Raw genomic sequence first — 25,890 nt, 5'->3', positions numbered from 1 at the left:
AGCGAGGGGTCCCCTAACCCCTCGCTGCAAAAATCATGACCTCCGGGGTATCTTCCCCGTAAGGCGTCCCCCAATCAGGCTGCCAGATGGCTTGTCGCGGCCTGGGCGTAGTTGTGGCCGAAGCGGTTGGCGAGGAAGGCGTCGAGTGCGATGTCTTCCTGGCGGATGAAGCCCTGCTGCGGCAATGCGCCGTTGGCCAGCATGTCGAGCACGGCGCAGATGCCGGAAGCCGTGGTGATCTGGATGGCGCTGCGCACCATCTTGCCCATCTGGCGGCTGTAGATCTTGTTGGCGTAGCTTTCCTGGAGCAGGCGCCCGCCCTTGCGACCGCTGACGGTGACGAAGATCACCACCACGTCCTGCATGGTCGCCGGCAGCGAGTTCTCCAGGATGTCCTTGAGCACTTCGCGGCGGTGACGCAGGCCGAGATCGTTGAGCAGCGCCTTCATGATCGCGGCGTGGCCGGGATAGCGAATGGTGCGGTAGTTCAGCGTGCGCACCTTGCCCTTGTAGGTCTCGCACAGCGTGCCGAGACCGCCCGAGGTGTTGAACGCCTCATAGGTGATGCCGTCGAGCGAGAACTCTTCGCGTTCTTCCAGCGGCGGCACCTCGACCAGCGAGCCTTCGACGATCGCCTCGCAGGGCTCGCAATACTCGTTGATGACGCCGTCGGTGCTCCAGGTCAGATTGTAGTTCAACGCATTGGACGGGTACTGCGGCAGTGCGCCGACGCGCATGCGCACGCTCTCCAGCGAATCGAAGCGCTTGGCGAGATCGTTGGCGACGATCGAGATGAAGCCTGGTGCGAGGCCGCACTGCGGGATGAAGGCGCTCTTGGCGGTGACAGCCAGTTCCTTGACGATGCGGGTCGAAGCGACGTCCTCGGTCAGGTCGAGATAGTGCACGCCGGCCTTGGCGGCTGCCTCGGCAATGCGCGTGGTGAGGTGGAAGGGGGCAGCGGAAAGTACGGCGAACTTGCCTGCCAAAACGGCGTCGAGGGCGCCAGCTTCGGCGATCTCGACCTTAAGCGTCTCGACGGCGTTGCCGGTCTCGAGCGAATCAAGTGCGGCCTGCGAGCGGTCGACCACGGTCACCTGGTAATCGCCACTCTCGGCCAGCATGTCGGCGATGGTCGAGCCGATCTTGCCTGCGCCTACGACAACGATCTGTTTCATGGTCATGTCCCCTTCAAATGGAATTTCGCGCGGAGTCTACGGTCGCACCACGTCAAAAGGCAGTATCGATATTGCCGAAAGGCCGATATGTTTTGGACGAAACGACGTATGGTATCGACGAAATGACGACAGACCCTGACCGCGCCCTGCTTGCCTTGTTGCGCGAGAACGCGCGCGCCTCGACGGCCGAGCTGGCGCGCAAGCTAGGTGTGTCGCGAACGACGGTGCAAAGCCGGATCGAGCGGCTGGAACAGCGTGGGGTGATTGCTGGCTACAGCGTCAGGCTGTCGCCAGACTACGAGAAGAACCTGGTTCGCGCGCATATCCTGGTCACCGCGCTGCCCAAGGTCTCGGCGGCGGTGGAGGCGGTGCTGAAGCGGATTCCCGAGGTGCGCACGCTGCATTCGGTCAGCGGCAATTTCGACATGATCGTCGTCGTCGAGGCGCCGTCGGTGCGCGACCTCGATGCCTTGATCGACCGAATAGGTGCGCTCGAAGGTGTCGAACGCACCTTGTCGTCGATCGTCCTGTCGACGCGAATCGACCGCTGATCGGCCTCAGCCGATCGCCGAAAGGTCGTGACGAAAGACGACCTCGCCACCGATAACCTCGCCCGTCGCGCGGAAGCCAACCTCGCGATAGAGCGCCATCGCCATTTCGTTTTCCGGCACGACGCTCAAGGTGACATGGCCGCAGCTGGGCAGCTTCGACATCAGCTTCAGCATCTCCAGCAACGCCTTGCGGCCATAGCCGAGCCGCTGGTAACGCTGGTCGATCATCAGCCGATAGATCCAGTAATTGCCGTCGTCGGGATCGAGCGCATACATGGTGAAGCCGACCGGCAGGTCATCGGCATAGATGGCGAACGGCGCGCAATGGTGGCCCGCATCAGCCTCTTCGATCGAATCCTCGTTGCTGGCGACAAAATTCTGCTGCGCCGGCGCGACTTGCAGTTCAAGCATTGTTGCCCGCTCGGCATCGTTGAGCGGGCGTAGTGTAATGGTCATGTATCCACCGTGTCTGACGTAACTCCCGCGACATTGTCGAGATTGCATTACGTCAGCATGTCCCCGGTGGTCGCGGAAAGTAGCGAATACCGATGCTCATGCGCTCGGCTCGCTTGCCGCCGCCTGTCGCAGCAGCTTGGCAAGCTCCTCGACCGGCTTGACCGCCGAAGTCGGCGCTGTCCCGGCGAGGACCATCACCGGCACGCCCGATATGCCGCGTTCGACGGCGAGGCGCTTGTCGGCGCGCACGGCGGCGGCGAAATCGTCGCCGGCGAGCAATTCCGCCACCGCACCTGGCGCAAGCCCGGCCTCGCGGCCAAGCCGGTCCAGAACGCCGCGGTCGGCTATGTTTTCGGCCTCGCTGTGATAGGCCTGCAGCAGGCGTTCCATCACCGCGTCGGCCTTGCCGCTCGCTGCACCAAGGTGAACCAGCCGGTGCGCGTTGAAGCTGTTGACCGGGCGGGCGTTCTCCAGGTCTAGCTTGATGCCCTCGACCACTCCGAACCCTGTGATCTGGGCGAGCCGCGCTTCGGCCGCATCGCCGCGCCATTGCCTGATCATGTCGGCGGCGCTGTCGCCTGATATCAGAGCGCCTTCGGGCGACAACTCGAAGCTGCGCCAAACGATCCTGATCGGCGTGCCGGCAAGCGCCGAGGCGGCTTCGAGGCGGCGCTTGGCGATGTAGCTCCACGGACACAGCACGTCGGCATGCATCTCGATCTGCATGGTCTCCTCCCGGCTCAGGCGTCGATCGGGCGCGGGCCGGGCGCGATTTCGCGGACGAGGTTGTAGCGCGGTGGGCCGCTCATTCTGGGCTCGGCCTTGCCCTTGAGGCCGTCGATGACGCCCTCGATCGCCGCAATGCGCGCGGCATTGTCCGATACGCGCTCGAATTCGCGATGCGCGGCTTCGCTTTCCCAGTGGATGATGTTGTAGACGCGCGTGCCGTCGGTGCTGGCAAACAGATGCGCCGACTTGTAGCCGGGATAGAACCGTACCCATTTTTCCTGCAGGCCGGCGAAGGCGTCGATCAGCTCTTGCTGTGTCTGGGCGCCGTCCACGGTGTAGTCGATGATCGAGTAGAATCCCTGTGTGTCCTGCATCTGCATGTCCTTTCGTCGCTTTGATGAGCCGAAGGTAAGGACAGGTACCCGGGTGGATTAGCCGGAGATTTCAGGATGCAGCTTCCGGATCGACGGAAGATCAGGCGACGAACAGCTGGCGCGGAAAATGCGCGACGACATGGTCGATGAAGGAGCGCAGGCGCCTCGAGACGATGCGCTGGCGCAGATAGACGATGTGGATCGGCTGCGCCTCGCCGCTCCACTCGGGCAACAGAATCACCAGCTCGCCACTGGCCAGTTCCCGGGCCAGGAACGCAGCCGGCACCAGCGCAATACCACGACCCGCGACGGCTTGATGCCGCAATGACGAAAGCTGGTTGCCGGTGAAACGACCGGAGATGCTCAGTTTGTAGGGGTCGCCGCCGGCGTGGCGTAGCTGTGCCGAGGCATATCCGGAAAAGGACATCAGCTGGCCGGTGTCGATGTCACCAGGATGGCTGATTGGTGCATGTGCCGCGAGATAGGCAGGTGACGCCACGAGCCTCAGCGCGGCACTGCCAAGCGAACGCGCCACCAGCCCCGAATCGTCGCGCAGCGTGCCGACCCGAATGGCGACGTCGATGCCATCAGTGAACAGGTCGGCGTTGCGGCTGCTCAGATTGAGCTCCAGCGACATGTTGGGATGAGCCTCGAGGTAGCTGCTCAGCAGCGGCGCCAGCACATCGTCCATGGCGATCGTGCTCGCCACTCTGAGCTTGCCGCTCAGCCCTGCCGCCGTGTCGGTCAGCTCGGCCTCGTAGCCGCGCAGTTCGGCCAGCGCCCGCGACGCGACCTCGTGATAGCTTGCGCCGGTTTCGGTCAAGGCCAGACGTCGCGTGGTGCGCTTGAGCAAGGTGCTGCCGAGGCGGGTTTCGAGTGCGGCGATACGCTGGCTTATCGTTGAGACGGGGATGCCGGTGGCTCTGGCTGCGCCGGAAAAGCTTCCGGTCCGAACGACCTCGAGGAAAAGATCAACCGAATCGAGAGCCATACCCTTGCCGATCATGCCGTGGCGCGAGCCGGTAAGGTATGCGGCGGCGCCCGACATGCAAGAGCAGCCGATCGATCATCGGATGCTCTTGGCAATGCTGTCGTATTTGTTGGCGGCTATGCCAGCGCCGGCTGTGTCCAGCGCGCGGCGATCAGGCGGTAGGGGATCAGCGCGAAGACGGCGATCAGAAGCTTCACCGTGAGGTCGCCGAGCGCCCACGAGATCCAGCGCGCCGCCTCGAACGGCAGCACGCCGAACAGCGGGGCCGCTTCCAGGGCGAATGCATCCTCGGAGCCGAGGAAAGCGAAGGCTGCCGAAAAGGCGATGCCGAAGAAGATCGCCGTGTCGAACACCGAACCGACGAGCGTGCCGAAGATCGGCGCGCGCCACCAGCTCTGCCGGCGCAGCCAGTTGAACACGGTGATGTCGAGCAACTGGGCGGTCAGGAAGGCAGCACCGGAGGCAACGGCGATTCGCGCCAGTCGATCGGCAGCCGTGTCGAACGGGATCAGGCCATAGCGGAACAGCACCGGCGGAATGACGATCGAGCAGACCACCGCAACCGTGAAGCCGACGAAGACGATACGCCGTGCCAGCTTCGGGCCGTAGCGCCGGTTGGCAAGGTCGGTGACCAGGAATGAGAAGGGATAGGTGAAGGCGCCCCAGGTCAGGACGTCGGCAAGCGCCAAAGGTCCGACCTGTCCCTGCATCGGGAACTGGACGAGAATGTTGGAAGCGACGACGACAAGCGCCATGGCCGCCACGAAAGGCAGGTATCTTGAACCGGAGTTCATTTTTTTATCCTGGGTAATGGAACCAGCGGTACGGGCATAGCCCGGGCGGATTTGGGCGGAGCCTCCATCGTCCTTGCGGCCGTCAGAGGCTCCAGGCGGTCGTCCCCCGCCTCGTCAGACGATTAGGCTGCGGCCTGCTCGGCGTTCTTCTTGGCGATCTGCTTCTTGAGCAGGCGCGCACGCTGCGACAGCTCTTCCGCGTCAGCCTTGATCAGGAAGGCGTCGAGGCCACCGCGATGCTCGACCGTGCGCAGGGCGTTGGCCGAAATGCGCAGGCGCACGTTCTGGTTCAGCGTCTCGGAGATGAGCGTGACGTTGACCAGGTTCGGCAGGAAGCGACGACGGGTCTTGTTGTTGGCGTGGCTCACATTGTTGCCGGTCATGACGGCTTTGCCGGTGAGTTCGCAAGCGCGGGACATGTTACTTACCTTCAGTTCTGGCGGACCAAGCGACGATGACGCACCGAATAACGATGGCGCGCGGTCTCAGTCAGGCGGCCTCATGGAAAAAGTTGGCGTTCCATAAGTGTATTTCACCGACGCGTCAAGCACCCCGGTTGTTTCCAGGCATTGTCCCCAACTCCACAGAATGGCCGGAATTGGTTCTATAACCATCGCGCAGGGACGTGAACAGCGGCAGGCGCAGCTTGCGCTGTCGATGAGGTGTTACCGAGAATGCGCCGCCCCGCACCGATCCTGCTTTGCCTTTGCCTCGCCGTCCTGCCGTCGCCGCTGCTCGCCGCCGGCAAATCCTTCAGCGGCGATTACTCGCTCTCGTGTCTTGGCATTCCGGTCGCCAAGGCGACCTTCGACAGCACCTATGAGGGCAACTCCTATGTCGTCAACGGCAGGGTCTCCAGCGCCGGGCTGGCGGCCTTCTTCGACGACACGCGCGGCACGATCTCGTCGCGCGGCAGTTTTGGCGAGGGCCGCACCAGGCCACGAGCCTTCCGCGCCGACTATGTCTCGGGCAAGGTCAGCTCGCTCGTCGCAGTCGGCTTTTCCGGCGACCGCGTCACCAGCACCGAGGTGGTGCCGCCGCCCAAGAAGCGCGGCAAGACCTGGATTCCGCTCGGCGCCAACGACCTGCGCGGCGTCGCCGATCCGATCGCTGCGACCGTCATCCGCGCGCCCAGCCTCGACAAGGTCTGCGGCCGCACTGTCAGGATCTATGACGGCGAACTGCGTGCCGACCTCAAGCTGACCGAGGTGTCGCGCAAGAAGATGGTGGTCAAGGGGTTCGAAGGCGACACAGTCACCTGCCGCATGGGCTTCCAGCCTGTCTCGGGCTACCGCACCGACAAGAAGGCGCTGACCTTCCTGCGCGACCGCAGCCGCATCATGGTGACGTTTGCGCCGCTCGGCGAAACCGGAGTATATGCGCCTATATATGCGACCGTAAGCACGGAGATCGGAACGATCACCGTCAAGGCACGGCGCTTCGAAGCGACCAATTGAGCATGACCCGAACGAAGCATGTTCCCGAAAAGTGGACATCGATTTTCGGATAAGATCATGCGCAACGAAGAGGGGGCGCCGGTTTCCGGACGCGGTCAGCCTCCACGGGGAAAGGCGCGTTGCGCCGGGAGGGGTAAGTGGGGCGCGCAACCTTGATCGGATTTTCGGCGGTCGCCATGTGGGCGCTGCTGGCCTTGCTTACCGACGCCTCCGGTTCGGTGCCGCCGTTCCTGATGTCGGCGATCACCTTCGCCGTCGGCACCTGCGTCGGCCTCGTTACCCGCCTGTTCATGCCCAAGCCCGACAAGGCCGAGAAGATCCCGGCGCAGGTCTGGATCATCGGCATCGTCGGCCTGTTCGGCTACCACTTCTTCTACTTCACCGCGCTGCGCAACGCGCCGGCGGTCGAGGCCAGCCTGATCGCCTATCTCTGGCCGCTCTTCATTGTGCTCGGCTCGGCGCTGATGCCGGGCGAGCGCCTGCGCTGGAACCACATCGCCGGTGCGCTGCTCGGCCTGGCCGGCACCTTCCTGATCGTCACCAAGGGCGGCGGGCTGGCCTTCGAGCCGCGCTACGCCTTCGGCTACATCATGGCCTTCGCCTGCGCCTTCCTGTGGTCGGGCTATTCGCTTCTGTCACGCCGCTTTCCCTCGGTGCCGACGACCGTCGTCACGTGGTTCTGCCTGGCGACGTCGGTGCTGTCCCTTGCCTGCCACCTGGCGCTGGAAGAGACCGTGCTGCCGGCCAATGCCGGTCAGTGGCTCGCCGTGCTTGGCCTCGGCCTGATGCCGGTCGGTGCTGCCTTCTATGCCTGGGACATCGGCGTCAAGCGCGGCAACATCCAGGTGCTCGGTGCTGCGAGCTACGCAGCCCCGCTGCTGTCGACCCTGGTGCTGATCGCGGCCGGCTTCGCCGAACCATCGCTGCGCATCCTCGCCGCTTGCGTGCTCATCACCGGCGGTGCGGTGCTGGCGGCGAAATCGCTGATCTTTGGCGAGGGCAAGGGGCCGGCCGCCGACGGGGCAGGGGCCTAGCCGACACTCGGCTCCCAGCCCGGTTCCGCCAACTCGAACTGGGCGAATTCGAAACCCGGTGACACCGTGCAGCCGACAAGCGTCCAGTCACCCAGGCAACGCGCCGTCTGCCACCAGCCGGACGGCACCACGCATTGCGGCCGCTGGCCGGCTGCGATGTCGACGCCAAGCGTGTGGGCGACAAGGATGCCGCCTTCCTGGAACAGTTTCAGTTCGATCGGCGCGCCGGCATGGTAGTGCCAGATTTCGGCAGCGTCCTTGACCCGGTGCCATGCCGACACGTCACCGTGCTCGAGCAGAAAATAGATCGCCGTCTGGTTGCCGCGCGGGCCATGCGGTCCGGCTTCCGGATTGTCGCGAAATGTCTCGACATACCAGCCGCCCTCGGGGTGGCGTTGCATGCCGAGGCTGGCAATGATCTCCTGAGCCGTCATGGTCAGAAATTGTCCTTGCGCTTCCGGACCTCAGCGAAGACGTCGACGTCGGCCGCCTTTTCCATGCCGAGATGCTTGCGGATGGCTGGATCGGCCCAGCGCAGGAACGGGTTGGTCGCCAGCTCCTCGCCGATTGTCGTCGGCAGCGTCGGCCTGCCGTCGCTGCGCAACGCCTCGATCTTATCGGTGCGGGCGCGCAGGGCTGCGTTGTCCGGATCGATCGTCAGCGCGAAACGCGCATTGGACAGCGTGTATTCGTGCCCGCAATAGATCACCGTCTCCGGCGGCAGGGCGGCGAGCTTCTTCAGCGATTCGAACATGACGGGTGCGGGACGCTCGAACAGCCGGCCGCAGCCGAGCGCAAACAGCGTGTCGGCGGTGAAGGCCAGCTTCGATTTCGGCAGGTAGTAGCAGACATGGCCGGCCGTATGGCCCGGTGTCTCGATGACCTCGATGGTCTCGTTGCCGAAAGGAATGACCGAGCCTTGCTCGACCGTGTCGTCGATGCCGGGGATCTTGTCGCGCTCGGCTTCGGGGCCGATGATGCGCAGCTTGTAGCGGCTCTTCAAGGCCAGGTTCGCCTCGACATGGTCGGCATGGTGATGCGTCGTCAGGATCGTCGACGGCGTCCAGCCGCTGTGTTCGATCGCCGACTGGATCGGGCCTTCCTCCGGGGCATCGATGATTGCCGTCTCACCGGTTTCGCGGTCGTGCAAAAGCGCGCCGAAATTGTCGGTGCGGCACATGAAAAGCTTGATCTCGGCGGCCATGGCAATACTCCAGTTCGGGAACGACGATAGGGCGCGTCGGCAAGCCTGTCACGCCAAATGGGGCGGGGTCGTTGAAGTCGGTGGGCGGCGCGTCTACCTTCGGCCCATGAATTCCGACATCGTCGATCTTCGCTCCTTCTACTCGACGCCGCTTGGCCGCCTCGCCGAGCAGTCGATATCCATGGCGCTGTCGTCGGTGTGGGCCGGTCTGCCCAATGAGCGGCTTGTCGGGCTCGGTTACACGCTGCCCTGGCTCGACCGATTCGGCAGCGATGCCGAGCGTGTCTTTGCCTTCATGCCGGCTACACAAGGTGCCGTGGTCTGGCCGGCGAATGGGCCGTCCTCGACGGCACTCGTCTTTGACGAGGAGTTGCCGCTCGTCGATTCCTCCGTCGACCGGGTGCTGCTGGTCCATTCGCTCGAACATGCCGAAAACCCGCGCGAGACGCTGAAGGAGATCTGGCGCGTGCTGTCGCCGGCGGGGCGCATCGTCATTGTCGTGCCCAACCGGCGCGGCATGTGGGCGCGTTTCGAGCACACGCCCTTCGGCACCGGGCGGCCATTCTCGTCCGGCCAGCTCAACGAACTGTTGCGCGAGGCCAATTTCACCGTCTCGGCATGGTCGGATGCGCTGCATTTCCCGCCGTCACGGCGCAAATGGATGATGAAGTTCGACCATCTGTTCGAGCGCGCAGGCCGCCGCCTCTGGCCGATCTTTGCCGGCGCCATCGTTGTTGAGGCGCAGAAGCGCGTCTACCAGGGCATTCCGGTGGCGCAGCGCGCCTCGCGGCGCGTCTTCGTGCCGGTGCTGTCGCCCACCGGCGCCTCACGCGGCTTTCCAGCCCTGCGCCGTGGCGACGCGGAGCATGGTGGCTAGGCTGTACCTCACGAAGGGGTGAAGCCGCACCACTTCCATTCCGACGCCATTGCCGCGACACTGATCCATCCGTCGGAGAGCCTGCAAACGATGCTGGGCGTGCTGGCCATAGTCTTGTGTCTGGGCTGCGAGGTGCCGCGCCCGGTGGCTGGTGTTGCGGTCGATGTCGAGCTCGTGCTTGCGGTCGACGTCTCGCGCTCGATGGATCTGGAAGAGTTCACCCTCCAGCGCGCGGGTTATGTCGAGGCGCTGCGCCACCCTGATTTCATTGATGCCGTTCTGTCCGGCCAGCATGGCCGCGTCGCCATCACCTATTTCGAATGGGCGGGCACCGTGCGCGAGGAATCGGTGGTGCCGTGGCAGATCATCGACGGGCCGCAGAGTGCTGCCGCCTTCGCCGCCAGGCTCGAGGCGAGGCCGTTCAGCGGCTTTCGCGGCACCTCGATCTCGGGCGCGGTCACTTATGGCGCCAAGCTGTTCGACAGCAACGACGCCGACGGCTTTCGCCGCGTTATCGACATTTCGGGCGACGGGCCGAACAATTTCGGCAACCCGGTGCTTCCCGCGCGTGACGCTGCTCTGGCCCAGGGAATCGTCATCAACGGCTTGCCGATCCTGATCCGGCCGTCGCGAACGGCGTCCCGGCTCGACCGTTATTACGCCAAATGTGTCACCGGCGGCGCCGGCTCGTTCGTCCTGCCGATCAAGGCGGCGTCGGAATTCGCCACTGCGATCCGGCGCAAGCTGGTGCTCGAGGTCAGCGGCGACACCCATGCCGTGCCGGTCGTCAGGATCGACACCGAGCCCCGGGTCGACTGCATGGCCGGCGAACACGACAGGCGGATCTATTCCGATCCCTATTTCCCGGAGCTAGACCGTTAGACTGCGGGTGCGTTCGTTGCCGGGAAGCCCTGCGCGGAATATGCTTGGTTTCTAATGTTTCTGCGGATTACGGCACTCTTGGAGCAGAGGGTACTGCCATGGAGGGGGAACAGATCGGGCGCCTGCTGCGCCAGGCCGCGGACCATGCCATCCGTTACAGGTCGGAACTGCCATCCAGGCCGCAGCGTCCGCTGCATGGCTACGCCGACGCCTTGGCCGCCTTTGACGGCCCTTTGCCCGAGACCGGAGAAGCACCCGGCGTCGTGGTCGACGAACTGGCGGCACGGGCCGAACCGGGCCTCAACGTTACCACCGGCGCACGCTTCTTCGGCTGGGTCATTGGCGGTTCGCACCCGGTCGGCGTCGCTGCGGACTGGATGACCAGCGCATGGGGCCAGAACGCCGGCAACCACCACGCCATGCCGTCGGCCGCCGCGGCCGAGACGGTTGCCGCGCGCTGGCTGCTCGACCTGCTCGATCTGCCGCGCGAAAGCTCGGTCGGCTTTGTCACAGGTGCTACGGTGGCAAATTTCGTTTGCCTGGCCGCAGCGCGCGGCGCGGTGCTGCGACGTGTCGGCTGGGATGTCGACGCCAACGGCCTGTTCGGCGCGCCGCCGATTTCCGTGCTGATCGGAGACGACGCCCACACCACGGTGTTTTCGGCGCTGCAATTCCTCGGCCTTGGCCATGATCGGCTGATCCGGGTCGCCACCGACAGCCAAGGCCAGATGGAGCCGGAGGATTTCGCTCGCCGTGCGGCTGACGTGCGGGGGCCGGCAATCGTCATCCTGCAGGCGGGCCAGATCAACACCGGCGGCTTCGACAGGTTCACCGAACTGGTGCCGATCGCCCGCGGGGTCGGTGCCTGGATCCATGTCGACAGCGCTTTCGGGGCTTGGGCGCGTGCCTGCCCTGCTTTCAGGCATTTCACCGAGGGGCTCGACGCTTGTGATTCCTGGGCAACCGATGGTCACAAATGGCTGCAGACGCCTTATGACTGCGGCTATGCCATCGTCCGCGACAGCGAGGCGCATCGCCGCGCCATGACGATTGCGGCGAGCTATCTGCCGACGGCTATGGAGGGCGAGCGCGACCCCAGCCATTTCGTTCCCGAACTGTCGCGGCGGGCGCGTGGTTTTGCCACCTGGGCGATCATCCGCCATCTCGGCCGCGAGGGCATAGCCACGATGGTCGAGCGGCACTGTCGTGTTGCCCGGCTGATCGCCGATGAGCTGCGTGGTGAAAACGCCATCGCAGTACTCAACGATGTCGTGCTCAACCAGGTGCTGGTGCGTTTCGGCGCCGACGAGCCTGCCGAGCGCGGCGATGAACTGACCCGGGCAACGATCATCCGGCTCCAGCGGGACGGCGTTGCCTTCGCCGGCGGCGCCAAATGGCGCGGACGCGAGGTGATGCGCATTTCGGTGATTTCCTGGCTCATCGACGACGCGGCCGGCAAGGCTACCGCCGCAGCCATCATCTCGGCCTGGCGCGGCGTGCGTGAAACGTCCCAGGACTGACGCGAATATTTCCGGTTACTTGGCTTCGCCGCCGGCATATTCATCCGCCTGCCTTCAAATTTGCCAGATCGATCCCTAGATGACAGCGGGCTTGGCCCACCGTGAAGAATAGGGGTTTCCTCCTGACCGACGTCATCAACCAAAAGCGCGCCGTGCAGCATTCCAGGGGCAAGCGCGCGATGCTGATCGTCAATCCGCGCGCACGCCGTGGTGGCGGGTCGATCGATGCCGCCCGTCAGGTGCTCGTCGATGCCGGTCTCCAGATCGAGGAGATGGCAACAAGCAAGGACGAGAACGCCTCCGAGCTGATCTCGCGCAATGCCGATCATTTCGACATGGCAATCGTTGGTGGCGGCGACGGCACGCTCAACAACGCGGCCGCCGGTCTGTCCTATTCCGGCCTGACGCTCGGCGTGTTGCCGCTCGGCACAGCCAATGACTTTGCCCGCACGATGGGCATTCCCGCCGACCCGGTGAAGGCGGCGGAAATCATCGCCGCCGGCCACCAGGCAACCGTCGATCTCGGCGAGGTCAACGGCCATCTGTTCTTCAACGTCGCCAGCATCGGTTTCAGCGCCGAACTGGCGGGCGAGCTCACCGAGCACGCCAAGAAGCGCTGGGGCACGCTGGGCTACGGCATCGTCGCCGCCCGCATCCTGATGCGTTCGCGGCTGTTCACCTGTTATGTCGACCATGACGGCACCACCGAAAAGATCCGCACCATGCAGGTCTCGGTCGGCAACGGTCGCCATTATGGCGGCGGCATGACCGTCGAGGAGACCGCGACCGCCGACGACGGCTGGCTCGATCTCTACAGCCTCGAGGTCGACCATTGGTGGCGGCTGCTCAGGCTTCTGCCCAGCCTGCGCAAGGGCACGCAAGGCCAGTGGGACGACGTCCGCGCCTTCAAGACCACGGAGGTGACGATCCGCACCAAGCAGCCGCGACCGGTCAACACCGACGGCGAGCTGGTTACCTGGACGCCGGCGCATTTCCGCATCCGGCCGAAATCGGTCAACGTGTTCGTGCCGAAGGGCTGAGCCTCGGCCAAAGACTGCGTTTTCAATCACGGTCTGTTCAGCCGACTCGCTGATACGCCATCGCAGTTGAATGGCACACTCCGCCCGCGCCGATTCGCACGAAGCGGCCAGCCGGAGGATGCGCATGCCAGCCCAATCGTTCATCCACACCAATCGTGAGCCTCTGGCAGCGGATGTCGACGGCCGGTTTTTCGACCATCTCAGAATGGCGCGGCAGGCGCTTGCCGGCTCTCCGGTGCGCCGAACACTCGTCTGGCTCGGCCTGTCGATCCTGACCGTCATCCTCGCCACGTCGGCCGGGCAGATCGTGCTCAACCGCTGGAACAAGCCGTTCTACGACGCGCTCGAAAACCGCGACCTCGACGCCTTCCTGCGCCAGCTGACGATCTTCGCGGCGATCGCCGGCTGCCTCCTGGTGCTGAATGTCGGCCAGCAATGGCTGAACCAGATGATCCGGCTCAAGCTGCGCGAGGGGCTGACGCTCGACCTCATCACCGAATGGCTGCGGCCTGGCCGTGCCTTCCGCCTCGCCAATGCCGGGGCCGTCGGCGTCAATCCCGACCAGCGCATGCAGCAGGATGCCGGCCACCTTGCCGACCTTACAACCGACCTCGCCATCGGCCTGCTGCAGGCCTCGATCCTGCTGGTGTCCTTCGTCGGGGTGTTGTGGAGCCTGTCGTCCGGCTTCGTCTTCCACGTCGGCGAGCGCTCGTTCAGCATTCCCGGTTACATGGTCTGGGCGGCGATCGCCTATGCCGGCTCCGCATCGCTGCTGAGCTGGCTGGTCGGCCGGCCGCTGATTGCCCAGAACGCCGATCGCTATTCGCGCGAAGCCGAGCTTCGTTTCTCGATGGTCCGCATCAACCAGAACATCGACGCCATCTCGCTGGCGCGCGGCGAGGCCGATGAAAAGCGCCGGCTGGAGCTCGATCTTGCCGGCGTGCTCAATTCGCTGCGCCGCATCTTCGCCACCCAGATCAATCTCGGCTGGGTCACCGACGGTTATGGCTGGTTTACCGTGGTCGCGCCGATCCTGGTCGCTGCACCGGTCTATTTCGCTGGCGACATCAGCTTCGGCGGGCTGATGATGGCTGTCAGCGCCTTCAACCAGGTCCACGCCTCGCTGCGCTGGTTCATCAACAATGTCGGCGCCATCGCCGACTGGCGCGCCACGCTGATGCGCGTCGGCGTGATCCGCCGCGTGCTGGTCTCAGCCGACGGGCTGCACGACAAGGAGGAGCGCATCGACGTCGCCGAAAGCCACGACGGCAGCCTGGCGTTCGACGATCTCCAGCTGGTCTCGCCAAGCGGTTGCATCCGGCTTTCGGAGCCGCATCTCCGGGTCAGGCCGGGCGAGCGCCTGCAGGTCACGGGCGAGGCAGGTGCCGGCAAGACGCTGCTGTTCCGCGCGCTCGCCGGGCTGTGGCCATGGGGCAAGGGCCGCATCGAACTGCCCAAGGACAAGCAGGTCGCCTTCCTGCCGCGCGTTTCCTACCTGCCGCCGGGCACGCTGCGCGAGGTGCTTGCCTATCCGTCCAGCGGCACAGTCCTCGACGACAAGGATTTTGCCGAAGCGCTTGCCGCCGTCGGGCTGGAGCGGCTGGCAACCTCGCTCGACCGTGTCGCGCCATGGAACGACGAACTCACCAGCGACGAATTGCGGCTCGTCGCCTTCGCGCGACTGCGTTTGCACAAGCCAGACTGGGCGATTGTCGACGAGGCCTTCGAGACGCTCGACGCAGCAGCGCATCAGCGGGTCAAAGACATGTTCGAGGGCGAGCTCGCCAGCACCGGCGTCGTCTATTTTGGCCCGCAACGTCACAATGGCGGCCTGTTCGACCGGACAGTCCACCTTGCCAAGGACAAGCGTGGGCCGGTGCTCAAGCCGATCCGCATCAAGGATGTGGCAAAGGCCAAGGCTCCGGCTTGATCGGCCGGGCTGCAGGCCGCTGGAGCAGGCCTGCAGCGGTGCGCTCAGATCGCGTGCGTCTGCGCATCCGAGCAAGGCTTGGCCGACGACTTTCCGGCACCGAACAGCACGAAGCTGAGTGCCGCCAGCACCCATACGCCGAGGCCGCCATAGAGCATCACCCAGTGGAATCCGTTGACCAGCGCGGCATGGACCGCGTCGGCCGGCACATCGAGGGCGCCTTGTGCGCCGTCGGTTACGCCACCGGCGGCGATGCGCTCGGCCAGCGAGCGGAGCTGGCCGGCATCGGCGCCCTCGGGCAGCGCCCCCCTAAGTCCTGCAAGGATGCCCTCGACGAGAACGAAGCCCATGACGGCGATATTGATGGCAAGCGCGATCAGCCTGGCGCTGGCATCGATGCCCGAGGCCATGCCGGCGCGGCTGGCCGGCACCGAACCCGTGGTCATGTTGGTGGCCGGCGTCGTCGTCAGACCGAGACCGATGCCGGCAATCAGCGCCCCGGGCAGCACCGTCAGGCCGCTCGCCCCTTCGACAGGGCTGCCCAGCCACATGGCGATGAAGCCGAGGCCGATGGTGAACAGGCCGAGCGGAATGACGGTGCGTGGGCTGGTGCGCAAGAGCAGATACTGCGCCACCGGCGACATCACCAGGAACGGCACCGTATAGGCGAGCACGGCGAGCCCCGTTTCGGTGCTGTCATAGCCGAGGCCTGCGGTGAAATAGATCGGCAGGTAGACCATGAACGGCCAATAGCTGAAGTTCATGCCGACGCAGCCGACGATGGCGCCGGAGAAGTCACGGATCCGGAACACCGAGAAGTCGAACATCGGGTGCGAGTGCCGCCGCTCGACCGCGACGAAGGCGATCAGGCCGATCAGCGTCGCCGCGGCAATAGCCAGTGCCGTCGGGCTGAGGAAGCCGAGATCAGCGCCTTGGGTGATGTAGTAGGTCAGGCCGAAGACAGCAGCACTCAGGATGACGATGCCGGGCAGGTCCAGCCTCGTCGCCTGCGGGTCACGCGATTCCTTGACGCTGCCGAAGGTCAGCACCAGGCACAGCAATGCCAGTGGAGCGTGCACGAGGAAGACCCACTGCCAGGTCGACAGGGCGACGATCACGCCGCCGATGATGGGGCCAAAGCCAAGGCCGATGCCTGATATGACGCCCCAGACGGCAAAGGCGTTGCCGCGTGCCTTGGCGTCCTGGAACTGGTGCGAGAGGATGGCGATCGAGCAGATGAACATGGCGCCGCCGGCCATGCCCTGCAGGAAGCGGCTGACGATCAGCACTGTGGTGGTGGGGGCGAGGCCGCACATCAAGGAGGTCACGCCGAAAGCGGCAACCGTAAGCGCAAAAACGAGCCGGCGGCCGTAGCGGTCGGCCAGCGTTCCTGTTGCCATCAGTACCGTCGTACAGGCGATGGTGTAGGCGTTCATGATCCACTGCATGTCCTTGAAGTCGGCATGCAGCACATGTTCGAGCGTCGGCAGAATCACCGGCACGCTCGATATCTCAAGACCAAACATCAGCGCCGACAGGCAGATCGCCCCCAGCGCCAGACTGTCTCTCATCGTCAGCTTCATCCCATGTCTCCGGCTGGCGGCGTCGGGGGAGGAAGTCCGGTCGCCGCTGGTTATCTGGAAACATCCGAGATATGCCAAGCTTGATCATGCATAAATGCTATGCAAAACTATATCAGTGATAACAAGTCGGTATAGATGACATGCTGTGGCTCGACGCCGAGGCCGTTCGTAACTTCGTCATGGTGGCGGAGCTGCAGAGTTTCACCCGTGCAGCCGACGCCATGGGCTCGACCCAGGCGGCGGTAAGCGTCAAGCTCAAGCGGCTGGAGGAGCGTGTCGGCCGCAAGCTGATCGAACGTACTCCGCGCCGCGTCAGGCTGTCGGCCGACGGCGCGCTGTTCATCGAATCGGCACGCAGCTTCCTAGCCGCGCATGACAAAGCGGTTGCCGGCCTGTCATGTTCGGCGCGGCGCTTCACGCTCGGCATTGCCGGCCATGTCGCCGGACCGGAGGTGACGACGCTGCTGGCCCGCCTCAGCCAGCACGACCCGGCCCTGACCATCGAGGTCCAGGTCGACAATTCGACCTTGCTGCTCGACGCCTTCGACCGTGGCGAGCTCGATGCGGCGATTGTCCGGCGCGAGGACGACCGCCGCGACGGCGAGGTGCTGGGACCGGAGCATTTCGGCTGGTTTGCGACGCCCGAGTTCGATCATCGTCTTGGCGAGCCGATCCGGCTGGCGACGCTGTCGCGGCTGTGCGGCGTGCGCGATCTGGCGATACGCACGCTCGACGATGCCGGCATTCCCTGGGTCGAGGTGTTCGTCGGCGGCGGCTCGTCGTTGGTGACGGCGGCAGTGTCGGCCGGGCTGGCGACGGCGGTCTTTCCCAGCCGTCTCGCGCCTCCCGGAACCGTCGAAGTCAGCCGCAAGTTCGGTCTGCCCGATGTGCCGGCAACCGAAATCGTGCTGCACTCGTCGCTCACCGACCGCCGCTCGCGCGAAGCCCTGCGCATCCTCGCCTGCGCCTTCCACGAGCATCGAGCCAAAGCGGGGTAGGGCAAAGGACCGCGCCCGGCGTCGAGCGCGGTCCTGTTCGGGGAGGCTAGCGGCCCTTGCCGATGTTTTCCAGATCGTACTCGGTGGTCTGGTAGACGCGGTTGATCCAGTTGCCGAACAAAAGATGGGCGTGCGAGCGCCAGCGATTCAGCGGCCGGCGCTGCGGGTCGTCGTCGGGGTAATATTCGTGCGGCACGGCAATCGTCACGCCGGCGGCCACGTCGCGGTCATACTCTTCCTTGAGTGAGGTCGAGTCGTATTCGATGTGGTTGAACATGTAGAGCCGGTTGCCGGCTTCTTCGGCCAGCAGGCTCGGGCCGGTCTCTTCCGATTCCATCAAAAGCTCCAGGCCGGAGCCTTCGGGGATGTCAGAGGCACGGACCTCGGTCCAGCGCGACACCGGTATGGCGAAATCGTCGGAGAAGCCGGCGAGATAGGGCGAGGCAGGCGCGTTGTTGTTGTGGCGGTAGACGCCGAACGCCTTGTGCTCCAGCGTGTGCTTGGGAACGCGGTGAAAATGCCAGGCGGCCGCCATCGCGCCCCAGCAGATGAAGAACGGCGAGTGCACGTTGGTCGTCGTCCAGTCCATGATCTGCTTGAGTTCGTCCCAGTAGGTCACGTCCTCGAAAGGCAGCAGTTCCACCGGCGCACCGGTGATGATGAAGCCGTCGAACTTGCGATCCTTGACCTCTTCCCAGGTCTGATAGAAGGCGATGAGGTGATCTTCTGAGGTGTTCTTGGCCTTGTGGGTGCCGATGCGCACCAGCGTCAGTTCGACCTGCAGCGGGCTGGCGCCGATCAGGCGCGCGATCTGCGTTTCGGTCCTGACCTTGTTGGGCATCAGGTTGAGCAGGCCGATCTGCAGCGGACGGATGTCCTGGCGGAGAGCTGTCTGCTCATCCATGATGGACACGCCCTCTTTTTCCAGCACTTGGCGGGCGGGGAGTTGATCCGGGATCTTGATCGGCACTGTGCGAACTCCAAAAAACAAAACCGGCATTGCTGTCGCAAAGCCGGTTTACGGATCGCAAACGGCCCTTTAGCGACTTGTTTAACGTGGCTGCAAGCCGACCGGCCAAATCACCACGGGTCTATGCCCTGCTATTACGCCCGGTCGGGGATTGCGTCAACCGCGACCCATTCGTCCGGCCAGACCGCCCGGTTCCGCCGGTTTTCCTCGACATTGCGTGCACCGGGCGGTATTTCCGCTGCGGCCTCCGGCCGGAGGCGCCAATCCAGGATATTTCGAAATGACCAAGGCACCCGAGCAGATTCGCCCCGAACCCCGCGCCGGCATCATGGACATCGCAGCCTATGTCCCCGGCAAGAGCTCCGCTCCGGCAGGCGTCGCCAAGGTCCATAAGCTGTCGTCGAACGAAAATCCGCTCGGCGCCTCGCCCCATGCGATCGAGGCCGTCCAAAGGCTATCGCATAAGATGGAGTATTATCCCGATGGGTCGGCGTCACGCCTGAGGCAGGCGATCGCGGCGACCCATGGGCTGAATCCTGCCAACATCCTGTGCACCAATGGCTCCGACGAAGTGCTGGGCCTGTTGTCCCAGAGCTATCTCTCGCCGGGCGACGAGGCCGTCTACACCGAGCACGGCTTCATGGTTTACAAGATCTACACCCAGGCAGCCGGTGCCATGCCGGTCGTTGCCAAGGAGGATGCCGAGAAGGCCAGCGTTGACAACATCATCGCGGCGGTGACGCCGAAGACCAGGATCGTCTTCCTCGCCAACCCCAACAACCCGACCGGCACCTACCTGCCGTTCGAGGAGGTGCGCCGCCTGCACGCGGCACTGCCCAAGAACGTGCTGCTCGTGCTCGATGCCGCCTATGCCGAATATGTCCGCCGCAACGACTATGAATCGGGCGTCGAGCTGGTCGCGGCCAACGAGAACGTCGTCATGACGCGGACCTTCTCCAAGATCCACGGCCTTGGCGGCATGCGCATCGGCTGGATCTATGCGCCGTCGCACATCATCGACGTGCTGGAGCGCATGCGCGGTCCCTTCAACGTCAATGCGGCGGCCATCGAGGCCGGCGTGGCGGCAATGGAAGACCGCGGCCATGTCGAGCGCACGGTGGCGCACAACGCCAAATGGGCGGAATGGCTGGTCGCCGAGTTCGAAAAGCTCGGCCTGCGCGTCACGCCTTCGGTCGGCAACTTTCTGCTGGTGCACTTCCCCGATGACGGCAAGCACTCGGCCGCTGCCGCCGACGATTATCTCACGGCGCGCGGCTATATCCTGCGCAGGGTCACCGGCTACGGTTTCCCCAATGCGCTGCGCATGACCATCGGCACCGAAGAAGCCAATCGCGGCGTCGTCGCCGCACTCACCGAATTCCTGAAAAGTTGAACCATGTCAGATCCTCTCTTTGAAAAGATCGCCCTCGTCGGCATCGGCCTGATCGGCTCGTCGCTGGCCCGCGTCATCCGCCGTGAAGGGCTCGCCCGTCACATTGCGATCACCACCCGCAGCGCACCCACGCTCGCCCGCGCCGAGGAACTCGGCCTCGGCGACAGCTACTCGACCGACGCCAAGGCAGCCGTCAAGGATGCCGACCTCGTCATCGTCTCGGTGCCGGTCGGCTCTTCGGAAGCGGTGGCTGTCGACATCGCTTCAGCGCTGAAGCCGGGCGCCATCCTCACCGACGTCGGCTCCACCAAGGCCTCCGTCATCGCGCAGATGGCCCCGCATGTACCCGCGGGCGTGCATTTCATCCCCGGCCATCCGCTGGCCGGTACCGAGAAGTCGGGCCCCGATGCCGGTTTCGCCGAGCTGTTCGAGAACCGCTGGTGTATCTTCACGCCGCTGCCTGATACCGATCCGGTGGCGCTGGAGAAGCTGTCGGAGTTCTGGCGCCGCTGCGGCTCCAACATCGATACGATGGATCCCGAACATCACGATATGACGCTCGCCATCGTCTCGCACCTGCCGCACATCATCGCCTACAACATCGTCGGCACAGCCGACGATCTGGAGTCGGTGACCAAGTCGGAAGTGATCAAATATTCGGCTTCTGGTTTCCGCGACTTCACCCGTCTGGCGGCTTCCGACCCGACGATGTGGCGCGACGTCTGCCTGCACAACAAGGACGCGATCCTGGAAATGCTGGCGCGCTTCTCGGAAGACCTGGCGTCGCTGCAGCGGGCTATCCGCTGGGGCGACGGCGACAAGCTGTTCGAGATGTTCACCCGCACCCGCGCCATCCGCCGCTCGATCATCGACGCCGGCCAGGAAGTCGACGTGCCGAACTTCGGCCGCGAGGCCATCGAGCATCCGGCGAAGGGTTAGGGGAATAGGGGAACAGGGGAGCAGGGGATCGTCCCCCTACTCCCCTACTGCCTTACTCCCCTAATCTACCGCCGGTACCATGCCGAGCGGAATGAAGCCCAAAGTCGCCTTGCCCTTGACGATCTTGAGCGGCAGGGTCGGCGCGTCGCCGAGCAAAGCGAGGCCGGTGAAGGCGGTCTCGAACTGCTTGGCCTGCTCCGGAATGACCTGAGACAGGATGCGCGACAGCTCGCGCGGGTTCTGGATCGTCACCTTGAGATCTGCATCGATCAGTCCATCGTCGCCGACCGACCATGGGCCACTGAGTGCGACGCCGGTCGTACCGCCCGACGTCAGCGTCAGCGAGCGAATGCTGCCCGACTGGCCGCGCAGCGCCGGCTGCCTGTTTTCCACAAGGGCGACGCCATTGTTGAGCGAGGTGTCGGCGCTGCCGTCGAGCTTGGGCAGCGTGCGTCCGCCGATCGCCTGCGGGTCGATCTGCAAGCCGGTGAAGGTACCGGCGAGATCGATGTTGGCGCCGTTCGGGCGCAGATGCGTCTGCGTCTGCTCGGCGGTGAACAGCGGCTTGGCGACGCCGTCGATAAACGCTGCCTGGCCGGAAAGCTTGAGCGTTTCGACCGAGATACGTTCGGGCAACGGCTTGGCGATACGTGCGCTGGCATGCAGCAAATCCCAGTTGAATTGCAACTGAGGCAGGTCGGGCGCGGTGATCCTGAGCGGGCCGTCGATCTCCAGCACCGAGTGCATCGGCTGATAGACCTGGGCGGCGGTGCGGAAACTGCCGGCGCTGGCCGAAATCCTGCGCCCCGCATCCTCGTAGTCCAGCCGGTCGCAGAACAGGCCGATGCGGAACGGGAAGCCCTTGATCTCGGGGTTGGCGCATTCGAGCGACACGCCATCGCGGTTGACTCCGGCGATCGCCTTGCGCACCTCGCTTTCGGCCTTGCCGGCGAACCAGAACCATCCGGCGCTGTAGCCGCCGAACAGAAGCACGATGAAAAGCCCGAGCCACATGAAGCGGCGGCTGTAGTTTGCTCTTGGTTCCTGACTTGACGGCATGCTCGGGCTCTCGCTAACGCGGTTCTGTTCACCGCGATCACCAACAGGCTGGCGATATGGGCGATTTTTGGGTTTTTGGCTACGGTTCGCTGATGTGGCGGCCAGGTTTCGCGCATGTCGAGACGCGCCGTGCCCGGTTGATGGGGTTTCGTCGTTCGCTCTGCATCCGCTCCTGGGTCCATCGTGGCACCGAGCAGCGGCCGGGCCTGGTGCTCGGCCTCGACCGTGGCGGCTCCTGTGTCGGCCTCGCCTTCCGCGTGCCGGGCGACCTGCGCGACGAGGTGGTTGCCTATCTCAGGGACCGCGAGCTCGTCACCAGCGTCTATCTCGAACGCCAGCTGACCATCCAGCTCGATGGCGGCGGAAAGGCGGAGGCGGTGTGCTACATCGCCGACCGCAAGCATCATCAGTATGCCGGCAATCTCGACGCGGCGCACGCGGCCGAAATCGTCACCGGAGCCGTCGGCCAGTCGGGCCGCAACGAGGATTATGTGCTCAGCACCGTCGAGCATCTCAGGGCGCTCGGCATTCGCGACCATTGGCTCGAAGATGTGGCACGTCTGGTCGGCAAATAGCTCTGTGTCAGGAGGCAAAATCAACGCCCGTTTTTCGGCGGCGCGCCGAGCGGAGACGCGCTAAGGATCAGCCATGCTGTTCCAACGCCCCGATGACGACACGCTTTATGATGCCCTGATCGCCCGCGATGCAGGCTATGACGGTTTTGCCTATGTCGGCGTCAGGACGACCGGCATCTTCTGCCGGCTGACCTGCTCCGCGCGCAAGCCCAGGCGCGAGAACGTGCAGTTCTTCGACACCACCGCCGAATGCCTGCATGCCGGCTTCAGGCCCTGCTTGCGCTGCCGGCCGATGATGGGCTCGGGCGAAGCGGAGCCGCTGGTCGCAGCGCTGGCCGAAGCACTCGAACGCGAGCCGGAACGGCGCTGGCTGGAGGCCGATATCGTCGCCATGGGCCTCGATGCCTCGACAGTGCGCCGCGCCTTCAAGCGTCGTTTCGGCATGAGCTTTCTCGAAATGGCGCGGCTGCGCCGGTTGGGGCAAGCGGCAGAGAGGCTGACGTCAGGTGACAGCGTCGTCGACGCCCAGGTCGAGGCGGGTTTCGATTCCGGCAGCGGATTTCGCGCGGCTGTCACCCGGCTGCTCGGCGAGGCGCCGGCCAAGCTGCGCGGCAAGACCATGCTCAAGGCCGACTGGATCGAGACGCCCATCGGCCCGATGATCGCGATTGCGGACCAGCATGCCCTGCACATCCTCGAATTCCTCGAGCGAAAGGCGCTGGCGACAGAGGTGCGCAAGCTGCAGGCGGTCACCGGCTCGGCCATCGCCTTCGGCAGGGCCGCACCGATCGATCAGATCGAGGCGGAACTCTCCGCCTATTTCGCTGGCACGTCTGCGGAGTTCGCAACTCGGCTGGCACCGCAGGGCACGTCCTTTGAACGTCAGGTCTGGGACGGCTTGCGCCGCATTGCTGCGGGCGTCTCGGTGACTTATTCCGGCCTCGCCGCCGAGATCGGCAACCCCGCAGCCATACGTGCGGTCGGCCGCGCCAACGGCGCCAACCCGATCGCCATCGTCATCCCGTGCCACAGGGTGGTCGGCGCCAGCGGCGACCTGACGGGCTATGGCGGTGGCCTCTGGCGCAAGCGCTGGCTGCTTGAACACGAGCGGCGGATGGCCGCTGGCTAGCCTCGTGTCACATATCAAGGATCAGTGATATCAAGGGAGCATCGTAGTCGGGGGACATCGATGCTGCTGCCTGCAAGCGCGGACAAGATCACGATCCAGCGTATCCTCAAGGTCAATCACGCTGGCGAACGCGCCGCGATCAACATCTATGGCGCGCAAATCGCTGTTGCCCGGCGGTTCTTCCCGGTGATCCAGCCGGAGCTGGAGAAAATGCGCGCCGACGAGATCCTTCACGCCAGGATCTTTCGCGACGCCATGCCGACACGCGACACGCGGCCGTGCCGTGTCATGAAGTTCTGGTCGCTTGGCGGCTATGTGCTGGGATTGGTTACATCGGTGCTTGGACCGCAGATGGTCTGGCTGTGCACGGAAGCGGTGGAGGCCACCGTGCATCGCCATCTCGAAGAACAGCTTCGTTTCCTGGAACGTCGGGACGAGCGGCTGCATGCCGCCATCCTCGACATCCAGCAGGAGGAACTCGAGCATCTTGAGGTCGCGCGCCAGCGCAGGTCCGCCAAGGGCGTGCCTTACAGGCTGGCCTATGGGGCGATCTCGGCGGCGACAGCCATGATGATCTGGCTGTCGACCTGGGGCGATACGAGCTGGATGAAGCGCGAGCTGGCGGCCGGCAGCTAGCCGACCTCGACGCCCAATTCCCTGAGCCGCTTTACCGCCGTCGGCGGCATCGGCGGCGGGTTCTTCGAGGTTGCCGCTTCGATCAGGAACGCGTCGCAGGCGGCCTCGGTTTCCGAGATCAGGCGCTGCATGAATTCCTCGCGCGAAAGGCCCGCCGGAATCGGCTTCAGGAAACGGGCCTTGATGGTGCCGGGGTAGCGCAGGAACTTGCGACGCGGCCAGTACAGGCCGGCGACATGGGCGACGGGCACGACGGGCATGTTGAGCGCCGCATAAAGTTCGGCGATGCCCCACTTGTAGGCCGGCTCGTCGCCGGGCGCGCGGCGGGTGCCCTCGGGATAGATGATCAGTTGGCGGTCGTTCTGCATTTCCCGGCGGGTTGCCACGACAACGGCCTTCAGGGCTGCCGAGCGCTTGCCACGGTTGACCGGGATCATCTTCATCTTGGCGATGTACCAGCCGAAGAACGGGATCCACATCAGCTCGCGCTTGAGGATGTAGAGCGGGTCGCGCAAGTAGGGGAAAAAGGCGATGGCGTCCCAGAACGACTGGTGCTTGGGCGCCAGGATGAACGAACCCGCAGGCAGGTTTTCGAGCCCCGTGACCTCGCTCTTCGTGCCAGCGATCTTTTCCTGCAGCCACAGGCTCGAACGCGCCCAGAATTTGGGCACCAGCCAGGCGCGGTGGCGTGGCGACAGGAAATAGTAGGGCGTCCAGAAGATCATCTGGGCGATCAGGCTGACATAGAAGACGAAGTTGAATGCCAGCGAGCGGATATGGAGCATTGGTGAGGGGCGCCTGAGGACGGGATTTCGCCGTTGGTTACACCAAGCCGTCCAAAAAGGAAAACGCCGCTTCGTCTTGGAATGAGCTTTTGCGTGGCAGAGTGCCTATTCGGCGGCGGCCTGCACCACGACCATGCCGTCCGAGGTCGGCTTGACCGGCACGATGCCGCGCGCGAGCGCCAGCAGGTACTTGTTGTATTCGGTGAACAGCACGCGGAACGCTTCGGGCTTGGTCAGCCAGCGGCCTTCGCCAAGCTTGGAGTTGACGACCGGGTAGGGGTCCAGGCTGGCCTTGCGCAAAAGCCGGCCCATTTCCAGCATGCTGCGCGGCATGTGGTAGTTGTTGGTGACGAGGATGACACGGGCATAGTCGTGGCTTTCGACCCACTTGGCGCTTTCCTCGGCATTACCGATGGTGTCGAGCGCGGCGCGGTCGATGTCGACACGGTTGAACAGCGACTTGTCGCTGCGCGTCGCCAGCTGCAGCTGGCGGCGCGTTGCCGAGGGATGGACGCCGCTGATCAGCAGGCGTTCGCCCTTGCCGGCCTTGAGCAGGTCTAGTGCCGCATCCAGCCGCGACTGGCCGCCGGTCAAAACGATGATGGCGTCGGCCTTGGCAGGGTTGGCCGGCGTGGTCAGTCGACTGACATGCGTTGCAAACAGCGCGAAGCCACCGGTGAAGATGAAGGCCGCTGCGACGAGGATGAACAAAATGCGGCGCAAAAAAACACTTCTCCGGCGCGGCTTGAGCCCGGCCGGGTAGATTTTCGATCCGGAAACCGTCCCCGATGCGGCGAGCGCGTTCTGAC

Annotated in this window: 28 protein-coding genes and 1 riboswitch; of the genes, 14 read left to right on the top strand and 14 right to left on the bottom strand. The window is 64.6% G+C overall.

The genetic code is table 11. The features are described 5' to 3' along the window. Positions 1-74: 74 nt before the first annotated feature. The gene (locus tag Amn_RS23620; RefSeq protein WP_182575165.1) at positions 75-1,175 is read right to left on the bottom strand and encodes a saccharopine dehydrogenase family protein; all 1,101 of its coding nucleotides are present in this window, start codon (positions 1,173-1,175) and stop codon (positions 75-77) included. A 122-nt stretch (positions 1,176-1,297) separates the two neighbouring features. On the opposite strand from Amn_RS23620, the gene Amn_RS23615 reads away from it, so the two are divergent. After that, a complete protein-coding gene (locus Amn_RS23615; protein ID WP_154386110.1) occupies positions 1,298-1,726 on the top strand; it encodes an Lrp/AsnC family transcriptional regulator in 429 nt (142 codons plus the stop codon). Between the two features lie 6 nt (positions 1,727-1,732). Here the strand turns inward: Amn_RS23615 and Amn_RS23610 are convergent, their stop codons facing one another. From Amn_RS23610 to rpmB, 6 genes are all read right to left on the bottom strand, one after another. Next, positions 1,733-2,182: a GNAT family N-acetyltransferase gene (locus tag Amn_RS23610; RefSeq protein ID WP_182575166.1), complete on the bottom strand. Its 450-nt coding sequence runs from the start codon at positions 2,180-2,182 to the stop codon at positions 1,733-1,735. A gap of 96 nt (positions 2,183-2,278) precedes the next feature. Further along, positions 2,279-2,908, bottom strand: coding sequence for a DsbA family oxidoreductase (locus Amn_RS23605; protein WP_154386112.1), 630 nt, complete (start codon positions 2,906-2,908; stop codon positions 2,279-2,281). Between the two features lie 14 nt (positions 2,909-2,922). After that, the gene (locus tag Amn_RS23600; protein ID WP_154386113.1) at positions 2,923-3,285 is read right to left on the bottom strand and encodes an antibiotic biosynthesis monooxygenase family protein; all 363 of its coding nucleotides are present in this window, start codon (positions 3,283-3,285) and stop codon (positions 2,923-2,925) included. 100 nt (positions 3,286-3,385) lie between these two features. Beyond that, positions 3,386-4,333, bottom strand: coding sequence for a LysR family transcriptional regulator (locus Amn_RS23595; protein ID WP_154386114.1), 948 nt, complete (start codon positions 4,331-4,333; stop codon positions 3,386-3,388). Positions 4,334-4,392: 59 nt separating this feature from the next. Continuing rightward, entirely contained in the window at positions 4,393-5,070 is a 678-nt protein-coding gene (locus tag Amn_RS23590) for a queuosine precursor transporter (protein WP_154386115.1), read from the bottom strand. 122 nt (positions 5,071-5,192) lie between these two features. Beyond that, the gene (gene rpmB, locus Amn_RS23585; protein WP_067957607.1) at positions 5,193-5,489 is read right to left on the bottom strand and encodes a 50S ribosomal protein L28; all 297 of its coding nucleotides are present in this window, start codon (positions 5,487-5,489) and stop codon (positions 5,193-5,195) included. 255 nt (positions 5,490-5,744) lie between these two features. Between rpmB and Amn_RS23580 the strand changes: the two genes are divergently transcribed. Together Amn_RS23580 and yddG are read left to right on the top strand one after the other, a co-directional pair. Continuing rightward, positions 5,745-6,527, top strand: a complete 783-nt coding sequence (locus Amn_RS23580; RefSeq protein ID WP_286292395.1) for a DUF3108 domain-containing protein — start codon at positions 5,745-5,747, stop codon at positions 6,525-6,527. 137 nt (positions 6,528-6,664) lie between these two features. Further along, positions 6,665-7,561: an aromatic amino acid exporter YddG gene (gene yddG, locus Amn_RS23575; protein ID WP_182575168.1), complete on the top strand. Its 897-nt coding sequence runs from the start codon at positions 6,665-6,667 to the stop codon at positions 7,559-7,561. Here yddG and Amn_RS23570 read toward each other — a convergent pair. Together Amn_RS23570 and gloB are read right to left on the bottom strand one after the other, a co-directional pair. After that, positions 7,558-7,995, bottom strand: a complete 438-nt coding sequence (locus Amn_RS23570; protein WP_154386117.1) for a cupin domain-containing protein — start codon at positions 7,993-7,995, stop codon at positions 7,558-7,560. The two genes, yddG and Amn_RS23570, sit on opposite strands and share 4 nt — an antisense overlap. 2 nt (positions 7,996-7,997) lie before the next feature. Beyond that, entirely contained in the window at positions 7,998-8,765 is a 768-nt protein-coding gene (gene gloB, locus Amn_RS23565; protein WP_286292390.1) for a hydroxyacylglutathione hydrolase, read from the bottom strand. 106 nt (positions 8,766-8,871) lie between these two features. Between gloB and Amn_RS23560 the strand changes: the two genes are divergently transcribed. The 5 genes from Amn_RS23560 to Amn_RS23540 all read left to right on the top strand — a co-directional run bounded on the left by Amn_RS23560 (position 8,872) and on the right by Amn_RS23540 (position 15,014). After that, positions 8,872-9,642 carry a class I SAM-dependent methyltransferase gene (locus Amn_RS23560; RefSeq protein ID WP_154386119.1) on the top strand — a complete coding sequence of 257 codons (771 nt, stop codon included), beginning with the start codon at positions 8,872-8,874 and terminating at the stop codon, positions 9,640-9,642. A gap of 90 nt (positions 9,643-9,732) precedes the next feature. Beyond that, the gene (locus tag Amn_RS23555; protein WP_154386172.1) at positions 9,733-10,524 is read left to right on the top strand and encodes a DUF1194 domain-containing protein; all 792 of its coding nucleotides are present in this window, start codon (positions 9,733-9,735) and stop codon (positions 10,522-10,524) included. Between the two features lie 98 nt (positions 10,525-10,622). Further along, complete coding sequence (locus Amn_RS23550; RefSeq protein ID WP_154386120.1) at positions 10,623-12,044, top strand: pyridoxal phosphate-dependent decarboxylase family protein; 1,422 nt, start codon at positions 10,623-10,625, stop codon at positions 12,042-12,044. 179 nt (positions 12,045-12,223) lie between these two features. Continuing rightward, positions 12,224-13,084, top strand: coding sequence for a lipid kinase (locus Amn_RS23545; RefSeq protein WP_067966126.1), 861 nt, complete (start codon positions 12,224-12,226; stop codon positions 13,082-13,084). Between the two features lie 124 nt (positions 13,085-13,208). Next, positions 13,209-15,014, top strand: a complete 1,806-nt coding sequence (locus Amn_RS23540) for an ABC transporter ATP-binding protein/permease (protein WP_286292387.1) — start codon at positions 13,209-13,211, stop codon at positions 15,012-15,014. A gap of 44 nt (positions 15,015-15,058) precedes the next feature. Here Amn_RS23540 and Amn_RS23535 read toward each other — a convergent pair whose 3' ends face one another. Then, complete coding sequence (locus Amn_RS23535; protein ID WP_286292385.1) at positions 15,059-16,597, bottom strand: MFS transporter; 1,539 nt, start codon at positions 16,595-16,597, stop codon at positions 15,059-15,061. Between the two features lie 140 nt (positions 16,598-16,737). Between Amn_RS23535 and Amn_RS23530 the strand changes: the two genes are divergently transcribed. After that, positions 16,738-17,595 carry a LysR family transcriptional regulator gene (locus tag Amn_RS23530; protein WP_286292382.1) on the top strand — a complete coding sequence of 286 codons (858 nt, stop codon included), beginning with the start codon at positions 16,738-16,740 and terminating at the stop codon, positions 17,593-17,595. A 46-nt stretch (positions 17,596-17,641) separates the two neighbouring features. On the opposite strand, the gene metA is transcribed toward Amn_RS23530, so the two are convergent. Beyond that, the gene (metA, locus tag Amn_RS23525; protein WP_182575175.1) at positions 17,642-18,565 is read right to left on the bottom strand and encodes a homoserine O-acetyltransferase MetA; all 924 of its coding nucleotides are present in this window, start codon (positions 18,563-18,565) and stop codon (positions 17,642-17,644) included. Positions 18,566-18,614: 49 nt separating this feature from the next. After that, positions 18,615-18,692, bottom strand: a riboswitch (SAM riboswitch). Between the two features lie 153 nt (positions 18,693-18,845). On the opposite strand from metA, the gene hisC reads away from it, so the two are divergent. After that, positions 18,846-19,958, top strand: a complete 1,113-nt coding sequence (gene hisC, locus Amn_RS23520; RefSeq protein WP_286292378.1) for a histidinol-phosphate transaminase — start codon at positions 18,846-18,848, stop codon at positions 19,956-19,958. Positions 19,959-19,961: 3 nt separating this feature from the next. Further along, positions 19,962-20,897, top strand: coding sequence for a prephenate/arogenate dehydrogenase family protein (locus tag Amn_RS23515; protein ID WP_286292376.1), 936 nt, complete (start codon positions 19,962-19,964; stop codon positions 20,895-20,897). Positions 20,898-20,957: 60 nt separating this feature from the next. Here the strand turns inward: Amn_RS23515 and Amn_RS23510 are convergent, their stop codons facing one another. After that, positions 20,958-21,956, bottom strand: coding sequence for a DUF2125 domain-containing protein (locus tag Amn_RS23510; protein ID WP_154386126.1), 999 nt, complete (start codon positions 21,954-21,956; stop codon positions 20,958-20,960). A gap of 56 nt (positions 21,957-22,012) precedes the next feature. Here Amn_RS23510 and Amn_RS23505 point away from each other — a divergent pair, with 56 nt between their 5' ends. From Amn_RS23505 to Amn_RS23495, 3 genes are all read left to right on the top strand, one after another. Beyond that, positions 22,013-22,531 (top strand): gamma-glutamylcyclotransferase, encoded by a 519-nt coding sequence (locus tag Amn_RS23505; protein WP_286292372.1) that lies wholly within the window; start codon positions 22,013-22,015, stop codon positions 22,529-22,531. 73 nt (positions 22,532-22,604) lie between these two features. Further along, positions 22,605-23,660, top strand: coding sequence for a bifunctional transcriptional activator/DNA repair enzyme AdaA (locus Amn_RS23500; protein WP_154386128.1), 1,056 nt, complete (start codon positions 22,605-22,607; stop codon positions 23,658-23,660). A gap of 60 nt (positions 23,661-23,720) precedes the next feature. Next, a complete protein-coding gene (locus tag Amn_RS23495; RefSeq protein ID WP_154386129.1) occupies positions 23,721-24,296 on the top strand; it encodes a demethoxyubiquinone hydroxylase family protein in 576 nt (191 codons plus the stop codon). Here Amn_RS23495 and Amn_RS23490 read toward each other — a convergent pair. Next, positions 24,293-25,081 carry a lysophospholipid acyltransferase family protein gene (locus Amn_RS23490; RefSeq protein WP_154386130.1) on the bottom strand — a complete coding sequence of 263 codons (789 nt, stop codon included), beginning with the start codon at positions 25,079-25,081 and terminating at the stop codon, positions 24,293-24,295. The genes Amn_RS23495 and Amn_RS23490 overlap by 4 nt on opposite strands. 105 nt (positions 25,082-25,186) lie before the next feature. Further along, positions 25,187-25,804 carry a YdcF family protein gene (locus tag Amn_RS23485; protein WP_246340916.1) on the bottom strand — a complete coding sequence of 206 codons (618 nt, stop codon included), beginning with the start codon at positions 25,802-25,804 and terminating at the stop codon, positions 25,187-25,189. Positions 25,805-25,890 lie beyond the last annotated feature (86 nt).

It is taken from the genome of Aminobacter sp. Y103A (assembly GCF_030294925.1).
GTDB lineage: Bacteria > Pseudomonadota > Alphaproteobacteria > Rhizobiales > Rhizobiaceae > Aminobacter > Aminobacter ciceronei.
Note: the sequence above shows the minus strand (reverse complement) of the source record. Positions and strands in the feature narration are given on the sequence as shown.

Excerpts from the sequence above, each read along its gene's own strand:
- Amn_RS23620 (WP_182575165.1), bottom strand. The coding sequence starts at position 1,175 with ATGAAACAGATCGTTGTCGTAGGCGCAGGCAAGATCGGCTCGACCATC.
- Amn_RS23615 (WP_154386110.1), top strand. The coding sequence starts at position 1,298 with ATGACGACAGACCCTGACCGCGCCCTGCTTGCCTTGTTGCGCGAGAAC.
- Amn_RS23610 (WP_182575166.1), bottom strand. The coding sequence starts at position 2,182 with ATGACCATTACACTACGCCCGCTCAACGATGCCGAGCGGGCAACAATG.
- Amn_RS23605 (WP_154386112.1), bottom strand. The coding sequence starts at position 2,908 with ATGCAGATCGAGATGCATGCCGACGTGCTGTGTCCGTGGAGCTACATC.
- Amn_RS23600 (WP_154386113.1), bottom strand. The coding sequence starts at position 3,285 with ATGCAGGACACACAGGGATTCTACTCGATCATCGACTACACCGTGGAC.
- Amn_RS23595 (WP_154386114.1), bottom strand. The coding sequence starts at position 4,333 with ATGTCGGGCGCCGCCGCATACCTTACCGGCTCGCGCCACGGCATGATC.
- Amn_RS23590 (WP_154386115.1), bottom strand. The coding sequence starts at position 5,070 with ATGAACTCCGGTTCAAGATACCTGCCTTTCGTGGCGGCCATGGCGCTT.
- rpmB (WP_067957607.1), bottom strand. The coding sequence starts at position 5,489 with ATGTCCCGCGCTTGCGAACTCACCGGCAAAGCCGTCATGACCGGCAAC.
- Amn_RS23580 (WP_286292395.1), top strand. The coding sequence starts at position 5,745 with ATGCGCCGCCCCGCACCGATCCTGCTTTGCCTTTGCCTCGCCGTCCTG.
- Amn_RS23570 (WP_154386117.1), bottom strand. The coding sequence starts at position 7,995 with ATGACGGCTCAGGAGATCATTGCCAGCCTCGGCATGCAACGCCACCCC.
- gloB (WP_286292390.1), bottom strand. The coding sequence starts at position 8,765 with ATGGCCGCCGAGATCAAGCTTTTCATGTGCCGCACCGACAATTTCGGC.
- Amn_RS23560 (WP_154386119.1), top strand. The coding sequence starts at position 8,872 with ATGAATTCCGACATCGTCGATCTTCGCTCCTTCTACTCGACGCCGCTT.
- Amn_RS23555 (WP_154386172.1), top strand. The coding sequence starts at position 9,733 with ATGCTGGGCGTGCTGGCCATAGTCTTGTGTCTGGGCTGCGAGGTGCCG.
- Amn_RS23550 (WP_154386120.1), top strand. The coding sequence starts at position 10,623 with ATGGAGGGGGAACAGATCGGGCGCCTGCTGCGCCAGGCCGCGGACCAT.
- Amn_RS23545 (WP_067966126.1), top strand. The coding sequence starts at position 12,224 with ATGCTGATCGTCAATCCGCGCGCACGCCGTGGTGGCGGGTCGATCGAT.
- Amn_RS23540 (WP_286292387.1), top strand. The coding sequence starts at position 13,209 with ATGCCAGCCCAATCGTTCATCCACACCAATCGTGAGCCTCTGGCAGCG.
- Amn_RS23535 (WP_286292385.1), bottom strand. The coding sequence starts at position 16,597 with ATGAAGCTGACGATGAGAGACAGTCTGGCGCTGGGGGCGATCTGCCTG.
- Amn_RS23530 (WP_286292382.1), top strand. The coding sequence starts at position 16,738 with ATGCTGTGGCTCGACGCCGAGGCCGTTCGTAACTTCGTCATGGTGGCG.
- hisC (WP_286292378.1), top strand. The coding sequence starts at position 18,846 with ATGACCAAGGCACCCGAGCAGATTCGCCCCGAACCCCGCGCCGGCATC.
- Amn_RS23515 (WP_286292376.1), top strand. The coding sequence starts at position 19,962 with ATGTCAGATCCTCTCTTTGAAAAGATCGCCCTCGTCGGCATCGGCCTG.
- Amn_RS23510 (WP_154386126.1), bottom strand. The coding sequence starts at position 21,956 with ATGCCGTCAAGTCAGGAACCAAGAGCAAACTACAGCCGCCGCTTCATG.
- Amn_RS23505 (WP_286292372.1), top strand. The coding sequence starts at position 22,013 with ATGGGCGATTTTTGGGTTTTTGGCTACGGTTCGCTGATGTGGCGGCCA.
- Amn_RS23500 (WP_154386128.1), top strand. The coding sequence starts at position 22,605 with ATGCTGTTCCAACGCCCCGATGACGACACGCTTTATGATGCCCTGATC.
- Amn_RS23495 (WP_154386129.1), top strand. The coding sequence starts at position 23,721 with ATGCTGCTGCCTGCAAGCGCGGACAAGATCACGATCCAGCGTATCCTC.
- Amn_RS23490 (WP_154386130.1), bottom strand. The coding sequence starts at position 25,081 with ATGCTCCATATCCGCTCGCTGGCATTCAACTTCGTCTTCTATGTCAGC.